General features: G+C 43.8%; 8 protein-coding genes and 1 pseudogene. 2 read left to right on the plus strand and 7 right to left on the minus strand.

What is annotated here, in order from left to right; all coding sequences use genetic code 11:
• Window positions 1-546: 546 nt before the first annotated feature.
• Complete coding sequence (locus tag L3V37_RS23225) at window positions 547-1,086, plus strand: PadR family transcriptional regulator (protein WP_005382791.1); 540 nt, start codon at window positions 547-549, stop codon at window positions 1,084-1,086.
• A 70-nt stretch (window positions 1,087-1,156) separates the two neighbouring features.
• Here the strand turns inward: L3V37_RS23225 and metF are convergent, their stop codons facing one another.
• The 3 genes from metF to L3V37_RS23240 form a co-directional block, all read right to left on the minus strand.
• A complete protein-coding gene (metF, locus tag L3V37_RS23230) occupies window positions 1,157-2,059 on the minus strand; it encodes a methylenetetrahydrofolate reductase (protein WP_005381345.1) in 903 nt (300 codons plus the stop codon).
• 262 nt (window positions 2,060-2,321) lie between these two features.
• Entirely contained in the window at window positions 2,322-4,730 is a 2,409-nt protein-coding gene (locus L3V37_RS23235) for a bifunctional aspartate kinase/homoserine dehydrogenase II (protein WP_237307237.1), read from the minus strand.
• Between the two features lie 15 nt (window positions 4,731-4,745).
• Window positions 4,746-5,906 carry an O-succinylhomoserine (thiol)-lyase gene (locus L3V37_RS23240; protein WP_237307239.1) on the minus strand — a complete coding sequence of 387 codons (1,161 nt, stop codon included), beginning with the start codon at window positions 5,904-5,906 and terminating at the stop codon, window positions 4,746-4,748.
• A 225-nt stretch (window positions 5,907-6,131) separates the two neighbouring features.
• Here L3V37_RS23240 and metJ point away from each other — a divergent pair, with 225 nt between their 5' ends.
• Window positions 6,132-6,452, plus strand: coding sequence for a met regulon transcriptional regulator MetJ (metJ, locus tag L3V37_RS23245; RefSeq protein ID WP_005381353.1), 321 nt, complete (start codon window positions 6,132-6,134; stop codon window positions 6,450-6,452).
• A 112-nt stretch (window positions 6,453-6,564) separates the two neighbouring features.
• Here the strand turns inward: metJ and L3V37_RS23250 are convergent, their stop codons facing one another.
• The 4 genes and pseudogenes from L3V37_RS23250 to L3V37_RS23265 all read right to left on the minus strand — a co-directional run.
• Window positions 6,565-7,842 carry a malic enzyme-like NAD(P)-binding protein gene (locus tag L3V37_RS23250; protein ID WP_237307241.1) on the minus strand — a complete coding sequence of 426 codons (1,278 nt, stop codon included), beginning with the start codon at window positions 7,840-7,842 and terminating at the stop codon, window positions 6,565-6,567.
• A 206-nt stretch (window positions 7,843-8,048) separates the two neighbouring features.
• Complete coding sequence (gene bfr / locus L3V37_RS23255) at window positions 8,049-8,525, minus strand: bacterioferritin (RefSeq protein WP_005381359.1); 477 nt, start codon at window positions 8,523-8,525, stop codon at window positions 8,049-8,051.
• A gap of 93 nt (window positions 8,526-8,618) precedes the next feature.
• On the minus strand, window positions 8,619-8,807 hold the full coding sequence (locus L3V37_RS23260; RefSeq protein ID WP_237307243.1) for a (2Fe-2S)-binding protein: 189 nt from the start codon (window positions 8,805-8,807) through the stop codon (window positions 8,619-8,621).
• A 331-nt stretch (window positions 8,808-9,138) separates the two neighbouring features.
• Window positions 9,139-9,259, minus strand: a pseudogene (locus tag L3V37_RS23265) (elongation factor Tu); the annotation flags it as partial.

Raw genomic sequence — 9,259 nt, forward strand, 5'->3', positions numbered from 1 at the left:
TCAACCTCATCAACTACAGTGAGTTTAAAAGCGAGGGAGTAATCGCGCTGAGTTCTTTTAGTTGTTGATTTCATAACACTCTCCAATTTTGGGGGTGGAAAGTGTCAACCTTATTTAGGACGGTACACATTTTTAATAAAAAGCTGGGCAAATGCTCAGCTTTTTTTTATCACAGGATAATCGCACCAAAACAAAAGCAGTCAAATAAACCATAACAGACCCAAAAAATACCAAAACAAAAGAACAAAAAACCACAAGTTAACGCTATTGATTATTATGTTAGTTTTTTAGGGTAATTTTGTCCTACTATTCCACTTCATGCTTATTATTTATATACTACCTGCCTGCTGAGAGCTCATAAATCCAATCATACCTGCTCCAGCCTTGATGGGACTCCCCATCTCTCTAGGTGATAAACGGCTTTAAGGTGACAGGACCAACATTGTTGGTGCTACTTATACATTAAAAAACTCAAGTGCCAGTAAGAGCACAGCTGAAAGTATAAGTAGCTTGTTTACAAGTTTATTGACCATTTGGATTGAAGACATGTCATTACCACACGTAATCTTAACTGTTCTTAGCACTCGCGACGCAACCGGTTACGATATCACTAAAGAATTCTCTGCTAGCATCGGTTACTTCTGGAAAGCAAGCCACCAACAGGTGTACCGTGAACTTAACAAAATGGCTGAGAAAGAACTGGTTACTTGCGTATTAGAACCCCAAGAAGGCAAACCAGACCGCAAGGTTTACTCCATTACAGACGCTGGTCGCAGCGCTTTAGGAGAGTGGTTTGATCAACCAACTGCACACCCAACAGTTCGTGATGAGTTTTCAGCGAAATTGATGGCATGTGCCGTTCAACCTGCAGCTCCATTCCGTGACCAACTCGCTGAGCTAGTTGAAGAGTCTCGCAAACTGGTTTCTCACTACAAAGAAATTGAAGCGGCTTACTACGCAACGCCGTCAACTTTAGATAAACAAGCTCGCCTAGAACGTCTAACGCTTCGCCGTAACCTTCTGTTACGTGAAACTTGGATCACTTGGGCAGAAGAAGTTCTAACTGAACTTGAAGTGATTGGTTAAACTCCTTTTGCTTTGATAAAACGAAAAAGGCTTGCCATTTGGCAAGCCTTTTATCTTTTTGAAACTAGGTTTACGCACCGACTACTGCGCGAGGACGAACACCCAATGTATGGCATAACGCGTAAGTCATCTCTGCACGGTTTAGTGTGTAGAAGTGAAAATCCTTAACCCCTTCACGACTCAGTACACGCACCATATCAATAGCTTGGCTAGCTCCTACAAGCTGACGAGTCACCGGATCATCATCCAAGCCATCGAATTGTTTGCTCATCCATCCTGGTACTTTCACATTGTTCTGTGCCGCAAAGCGAGACGCTTGCTTAAAGTTCGATACAGGCAAAATTCCTGGCACAATTTCTACGTCAATTCCTGCTGCGACACAACGGTCACGGAATCGCAGGTAAGACTCAACGTCAAAAAAGAACTGAGTAATAGCACGGTTTGCACCTGCATCTACCTTACGTTTTAGGTTCAATAAGTCAGACTGTGCGCTTTTAGCTTCAGGGTGAACCTCAGGGAATGCAGCAACGGAGATATCGAAATCGTGGCGTGATTTCAGCAGCTCAACCAAATCCGAGGCATACATATCAGGCGCACCGCCACCTGGAGGAATATCACCACGCAGAGCGACGATATTTTCAATACCATTGTTCCAATAATCATCGGCAATATTAATCAACTCTTCACGAGTCGCATCAATACAAGTGAGATGGGGAGCGGCAACCAATCCGGTTGTGGCTTTAATTTCTTTAATGATGGAGTGTGTTCTGTCACGCTCGCCGGAGTTCGCACCGTAAGTCACAGAAACAAATTTAGGTTGAAGCGTTTTAAGACGGTGTACTGAATTCCAAAGTGTTTCTTCCATCTTAGCGCTGCTTGGCGGAAAAAACTCAAACGATACATTGATGTTATCTGATAACTCAGCAATATTCTGGTTCAAGGCGTCGATATGGCCTGCGTGCGTATATCCCATCTTACTCTCCCTGCGGCACTCCGCCACGAAAACAAATCCTTAAAATCGACGTTTAGACGTCTATATGTCTACAGAATGTATTGAATACGATTTAATGTCAACCTTGTAATTATGAATTTTTCTCAAGTTAATAATGAAGATAGTTCAAGTTTCTACTTGAGCATCATCTCGCCATTTTGCACGGGTTATGACTTCAGTATGGCACTGATAGGGGAATAAAAAACCCTGGATTAATTCCAGGGTTTTTAGGTCAATCGCAACTTTAAAATAAACCAGCCAATCGGTTGAGGTCGGATTGAATAGCGCCGGCTGTCACTTCTCTGCCTGCGCCTGGTCCTCGAATGACCAGAGGGTTATCTTTGTACCACTTGCTCTCTATGGCAAAAATGTTATCGCATGGCAATAAGTTGGCGAGCGCGTGCTCACGAGATAACGCTTCGACTCCCACCGTTGCTTTACCATTTTTTTCTAAACGCGCCACATAGCGAAGCACTTGATCGTTTCTCTGTGCTTTTGTCAGACGCTCTTGAAGTATTTCACTCAACAATGCTCCATTATCGAAGAAATCATCTAGGCTCAGTTCTCTTAATTCTTCTGGCACCAAAGACTCAACTTTAACGCTGTCTGGTTCTATATCTAGGCCCGATTCTCGAGCCAAGATGACTAACTTACGCATTACATCGGAGCCATCTAAATCAGAACGAGGGTCAGGTTCGGTTAACCCTTGCTGCCAAGCAAGATCGACTAAATCATTAAATGGCACAGAACCATCAAACTGTTGGAACAGCCATGATAACGTCCCCGAGAAAATCCCCGATAGAGCGACGATCTCATCCCCACTTTCACGAAGATCTCGCACGGTATGGTTTATCGGTAACCCAGCACCAACCGTTGCGTTGTATAGCCAATGACGACCAATTTTAGCGAATGCATCTTGAACCTGATGGTAGTACTGACTATCTGCGGAACCGGCCACTTTGTTAGCGGAAATCAAATGAATGCCTTGCTGTGCGATTTCTACGTAGCGCTGAGCTAACTCTTTACTCGCCGTAACATCAAGCACGACGGCTTCATCATAGCTTTTAAGTGCTCCCAAACGTGCCAGCCAATCCCCATTGTTTGCTATGCTTTCATCATCAAATCGTTCAGCAACACTCGCCGCCTCAATACCTTGCTCATCGAACCAATAGGTTTGGCTATCCACAACCGCGACAAGATCAAAGCTCATACCATGACGTTTTTCGAGCTCACTTTTTTGCGTCGCAAATAAATTTAACCAACTAGAACCAATATTACCCTTGCCACATAAAGCCACTGCCACGCGTTTTTGCGCTTGGAACAACTGGCTATGAATCGTTTGAACCAACGCCTCGGTATCAGTACGGCGCAAAACAGCGACTAGGCTCAGTCCTGAGTCTGTTTCAGAGATAAATTCTACCGGAGAGTGCTTTAGCTTCTGATAAAAGCCAAAGCAATGATTGGCGTTTTTCGTAACGCCTGCACCTACCGCAGCTAAGAGCGAGTAACCTTCTTTTAGCTTAATTTCTGCCTCTACCGCAAGCTCTTGCAAGTGTTTCAATGCACCACCGGCGATTTCTGCGGTGTAAGCCAAGCGTAGCGTGTGCTGATCGGATTGAGCTTCAAATGCCAGTGGCTCTAATTGCGCGCGCTGCAACGCTTGTAATACATCACTCTGTGTTTTTTCGAAGTCGTGCCCATGCATGAAAGACAACTGCACCAATAAAACATCATCCAGTGAAGTAATAATTTTAGCGCCACGACCAGATGCCAATACACGCTCAATACGAGTAGAACCCGACTCTGGCAGATAGCTACACTTGAGATTAAGGTCCATGGTACTTTGCGCCACAGGCTGAAGCGTACGACTGTGTAGCACTGGGGCAGCTAAGCGAGCAAGTTCACTGGCTTCATCCAATCGAAGTAACGGTAATAAACAAGCGTCAGACACCAAACGTGGATCGGCACTATAGACACCAGCAACATCACTCCAAATCGTGACAGTACTGACTTCAGCAAGCGCGCCTATGACCGTTGCAGAATAGTCAGAGCCGTTACGACCAAGTAGAATGGTTTCTCCTGCCTCGTTCTGAGCCATAAAGCCAGTAATTACCACACGTTTATGGTTATGCTGCGCGAGGATCTCTTTAATTAAAGGGTATGAACGAGCGCGATCAACCTCTGGTTGAGTTCCCGCTTCTGCACGTAAAAACGCTCGTGCATCTTGTGCAACCGCAGGGATAGAACGTTGAGATAATAACGCGGCTAATAGGCGAGCAGACCATACTTCTCCGTGTCCCAGTACCGCGGCTTTTTGCGCATTAGTGAGTGGTGCAGTCAGCTCCGAGAGAGTACTGAACTCATCATGTAATAAAGCTAACAGCTCTTCTTTTGCTTCACTCTCCAACAAGCTTTCTATTAGCTCAGTTTGGAACTGTCTCAAGCTTTGAAGCGCTTCATGCGCAATTCGGCCATCTTTATTTAACCCTTCCAAAAACTCAATCAAGCGGTTAGTGGTTTTTCCTGCAGCAGAGACGACCACCAGATCATTTTCTGTCGAATACTCCTTGAGAATACCCACAACGCGTAAGTAGCATTCTGGGTTTGCTAAGCTACTGCCACCAAACTTATGCATCTGACGTTGTACAGTCATTGTTATCGTCTCCTATTACTGGGTAGCTTTAGCGAACGCTTGTTCTAAATCTGTGATGAGGTCTTGTGCATCTTCCAAACCGACAGACAAACGCAATAGTTGATGAGAGACCCCAGCCTCCGCCAGCGCCTCCTCACCCATTGCACGGTGCGTCATGGATGCTGGGTGGCAAATCAAACTTTCTACACCACCTAATGACTCTGCTAATGAAAACAGTTGGAGCTCTTTCACAAACACCTTTAACTGCTCAAACGAACCAGCAAACTCAAAACTCAACATAGAGCCAAAGCCCGTTTGCTGCTTTTTAGCAATGTCGTGACCTGGATGTTCCGGCAGGCTTGGATGATAGATAGTTTTAACTAACGCTTGTTTCTGTAGGTAAGCCAGTACCTGCTGTGAGCTCTCTTCATGTACTCTCATACGAGCACCAAGCGTACGAATACCTCGCAGTGTCATGTAACTATCGAAAGGTGTGCCCGTTGCACCAATACAATTGCCCCACCATGCAAGCTCTTCTGCATGCGCTTCTGTGTTGGTGATGATTACTCCACCAATTACGTCCGAATGACCGTTGATGTACTTTGTTGTGGAGTGGATAACAAAATCCGCACCTAGCTCTAAAGGTTTTTGGTACACGGGTGTCAAAAAGGTATTGTCCACCGCAACTAACGCGCCGATTTGTTTCGCTTTTTCACAAGTAGCTGCAATATCCACTACGCGAACCAGAGGGTTTGACGGAGTTTCTAGCAAAATGAGTTTTGGTTTTTGCGCCAATGCAGCATCTAAAGCCTGTTCGTCTGATTGATCGACAAACTGAACCTTAAAATCGCCTTTGTTAGCTCGGGTATTAAAAAGACGATAGGTACCACCATAACAATCGTGAGGAGCAATAATGAGATCATCTGGGCCGAGAAAAGCGGAAACCCATAAATTTAATGCCGACGTACCGCAGTTAGTAACAACCGCTCCTTTTCCAGACTCAAGTTCAGATAGCGCACTTTCCAACAGTCCGCGGTTTGGATTACCAGATCGTGTGTAATCATACTTGGGCACTTCACCAAAAGCAGGAAAACCATAGTTAGTGGAAAGATAAATAGGTGGAACGACAGCATGATATTGGCTGTCTGATTCAATACCAGTGCGTACTGCAATGGTCGCAGGTTTGCGAGTGCTCATGGGTGTATCCTTTCACGGGTAATGACTTCTAAATAGGAATGCGCTATATCTAATGAGTAACATAAAGTGATCAACACGCTTCCTTTGCTGTTATGTTCACTTTACTCGTCAAAAAATGAGACGTCAACACTTCTAGACGTCTATATGTCTTTGCTTATGGCGGTAAATGCAGCTAAAATCAGCACCTAAATTATTTTTAACCGATTACATAAATGAAGGTGTGCAATGGCTGACTGGAATGGCGAATACATTAGCCCATATGCAGAGCACGGCAAAAAAAGCGAACAAGTAAAAAAAATTACCGTCTCTATCCCGCTAAAAGTTTTAAAGGTGCTAACTGATGAGCGTACTCGCCGTCAGATCAATAACTTACGCCATGCAACCAATAGCGAATTGCTATGCGAGGCATTTTTGCACGCGTACACAGGTCAGCCACTTCCGACAGATGAAGACCTTCGTAAAGACCGTCCTGATGATATTCCAACAGAAGTAAAAGCGCTGATGACGGAAATGGGCATCGAATTTGAGTCATTCGACGAAGAATAAAAAAGCCTGATAAGAGGTTTCAGGTAATAACTCTTGCCTCGAGCCAAATGAATGACATAAAAAATGGGACGCAATAGCGTCCCATTTTTGTGTATCACATCTGAAAGATATATTACTCTGCCATGTAGTTTTCAGGCATCTCGATACGAGCTACACCTGAATTAACCGCCGCCTGAGCAACCGCTTTTGCAACACGTGGTAGCAAACGTGAATCCATTGGTTTTGGAATAATATAGTCCGCACCAAACTCTAGCTTATCAACACCTGCAGCCTTCAATACGGCTTCAGGTACAGGCTCTTTTGCTAGCTCACGAATCGCCCCAACGGCTGCAAGTTTCATTTCATCATTGATTTCACTTGCACGCACATCAAGAGCACCGCGGAAAATGAATGGGAAACACAATACGTTGTTAACTTGGTTAGGATAATCACTACGGCCAGTACCCATGATCAAGTCATCACGAACTGCGTGAGCAAGTTCCGGCTTGATTTCAGGATCCGGGTTAGAACATGCGAATACGATTGGCTTATCTGCCATCAACTTCAACGCTTCCGCTGGCAATAGGTTTGGACCAGATACACCTAGGAACAGATCTGCACCTTCAATCACGTCTTCTAGTGTGCGCTTATCTGTATTGTTCGCAAATAGCTGCTTATATTCATTAAGATCATCACGACGAGTGTGAATCACACCTTTGCGATCTAGCATGTAGATTTTTTCGCGCATTGCGCCGCATTTGATCAGAAGCTCCATACACGCTACAGCGGCAGCGCCAGCGCCAAGACAAACAATTGTTGAATCTTCAAGTTTCTTACCTTGAAGTTCGATTGCATTCAGCATACCCGCTGCCGTTACAATAGCAGTACCATGTTGATCATCGTGGAATACTGGTACATCACAACGTTCAATCAGACGCTTTTCAATCTCAAAACAGTCTGGTGCTTTAATATCTTCAAGGTTGATACCGCCAAAAGTGTCTGCAATGCTCGCAACAGTATCAACAAATTCATCGATCGTGCGGTGCTTAACTTCAATATCAATAGAGTCAAGACCTGCAAAACGCTTAAACAGTAACGCTTTACCTTCCATCACTGGCTTAGATGCAAGTGGACCTAGGTTACCTAGACCTAGAATAGCGGTACCGTTAGAAATAACAGCAACCATGTTCCCTTTTGCAGTGTACTTGTACACGTTATCCGGGTTTTGTGCGATTTCACGCACTGGCTCTGCAACACCAGGGCTATATGCAAGGGCAAGATCACCCGCCGTTTCCGCAGGCTTTGTCAGTTCGACAGCAATCTTTCCTGGAGTTGGATAAGCATGGTAATCCAATGCTTTTTGGCGATGTTCTTCTTCTGGAGTGGCTGCTTGGTGGTTGTCTTCAGACATGGACGTTTCTCTTTTTTATTTTTAGGTAAGGGGGCATAAATTCTATCGGATAGAAATCAAACTTCATAGGCAAGATTGCGAGCAATATCCTTAAAAAGCCGATAATAAAAGAGATTAGACCAGATAACGGGGTTAAGCACCCGATTTTCGAGTCAGGTGCTCTTTCTTCTTACTATTATTGGAGTATGCAAACTTAGAAAGTATCGTTACTCTTCGTCCACGTATTGCGCTTGGAGATAATTCTCAATACCAGACATTTCAATCAAGCCAAGTTGCGTCTCTAGCCAATCAACATGTTCTTCTTCATCTTCAAGAATATCTTGGAAGAGATCTCGAGACACATAATCTCGAATGTCTTCAGCGTAGGCAATCGCATCTTTTAAATCTGGAATAGCCGCCATTTCAAGCTTTAAGTCACACTCGAGCATTTCCTTGGTATCTTCACCAATCATCAACTTACCTAAATCTTGTAGGTTCGGTAAGCCTTCAAGGAACAAAATACGCTCAATTAGATGATCGGCATGTTTCATCTCATCGATAGATTCGTGATATTCCTTGTCTGCTAGGTGCTTTAAGCCCCAGTCTTTATACATTCGGGCATGAAGAAAATACTGATTAATAGCGACGAGCTCGTTACCGAGCACTTTATTGAGATGTTGAATGATGATTGGATCGCCTTTCATGACAAAACCCTCCTCTTTGGCTTCATTTAAATGTAGAAGCAAATGAGAAGGTGTCAAAATGTAAGGCAAATAATTACTGCATACTTACAGCAATTAGCTGGCTTGTTTCAATTCCGTGTAACTAGTTTCCGCTAAAATTTCCTTGGCCTGTCTGATGCACTTACCACATTGGCTACCCAATGCCGTGCACTTTTTGATTCCTTTAATATCTGTTACGCCTTCATCTATCGCCAACTTCCTAATTTTTTTGTCGGAGACACCATGGCAAAGACAAACGTACATACTCAAAAAACCTATAAAACTAATCTGTGACAAACAATATAAACAAGAATAGTTCTTGTTACCAGTCGCATTATGGTGTCCACTCAGAATATTTGGTTATAACGATTTTATCGCTGCAGGAAAAGATCAAAGGGTTAAGAGGGGTGAGTAAAAGCGTTAAGAAATAAAGTCGGTAAAACTCTGTTTTTAAATCGAAAAAGTGACGTCTTTTATTTCAACACTTATAACTAAATGTAATCTAGAAATGAAAAAGGGAAGCCTAAGCTTCCCTTTTCGATGCGCTTTCTTCAAAAAGAAGAACAGTGCAAGATTTCGTTTAATTCGTTATGAATTAGTCGAAGATCTTAGCAACAACACCAGCACCTACTGTACGGCCACCTTCACGGATCGCGAAACGTAGACCTTCGTCCATTGCGATTGGTGCGATTAGCTCTACAGTCATCTGTACGTTG

The sequence above is a fragment of the Vibrio sp. D54 genome, from assembly GCF_021728075.1.
In the GTDB taxonomy this organism is placed as follows: domain Bacteria; phylum Pseudomonadota; class Gammaproteobacteria; order Enterobacterales; family Vibrionaceae; genus Vibrio; species Vibrio alginolyticus.

Bases quoted from the DNA above. Each gene is read 5' to 3' on its own strand.
- L3V37_RS23225 (WP_005382791.1), top strand. From the start codon at position 547: ATGTCATTACCACACGTAATCTTAACTGTTCTTAGCACTCGCGACGCA.
- metF (WP_005381345.1), bottom strand. From the start codon at position 2,059: ATGGGATATACGCACGCAGGCCATATCGACGCCTTGAACCAGAATATT.
- L3V37_RS23235 (WP_237307237.1), bottom strand. From the start codon at position 4,730: ATGACTGTACAACGTCAGATGCATAAGTTTGGTGGCAGTAGCTTAGCA.
- L3V37_RS23240 (WP_237307239.1), bottom strand. From the start codon at position 5,906: ATGAGCACTCGCAAACCTGCGACCATTGCAGTACGCACTGGTATTGAA.
- metJ (WP_005381353.1), top strand. From the start codon at position 6,132: ATGGCTGACTGGAATGGCGAATACATTAGCCCATATGCAGAGCACGGC.
- L3V37_RS23250 (WP_237307241.1), bottom strand. From the start codon at position 7,842: ATGTCTGAAGACAACCACCAAGCAGCCACTCCAGAAGAAGAACATCGC.
- bfr (WP_005381359.1), bottom strand. From the start codon at position 8,525: ATGAAAGGCGATCCAATCATCATTCAACATCTCAATAAAGTGCTCGGT.
- L3V37_RS23260 (WP_237307243.1), bottom strand. From the start codon at position 8,807: ATGTACGTTTGTCTTTGCCATGGTGTCTCCGACAAAAAAATTAGGAAG.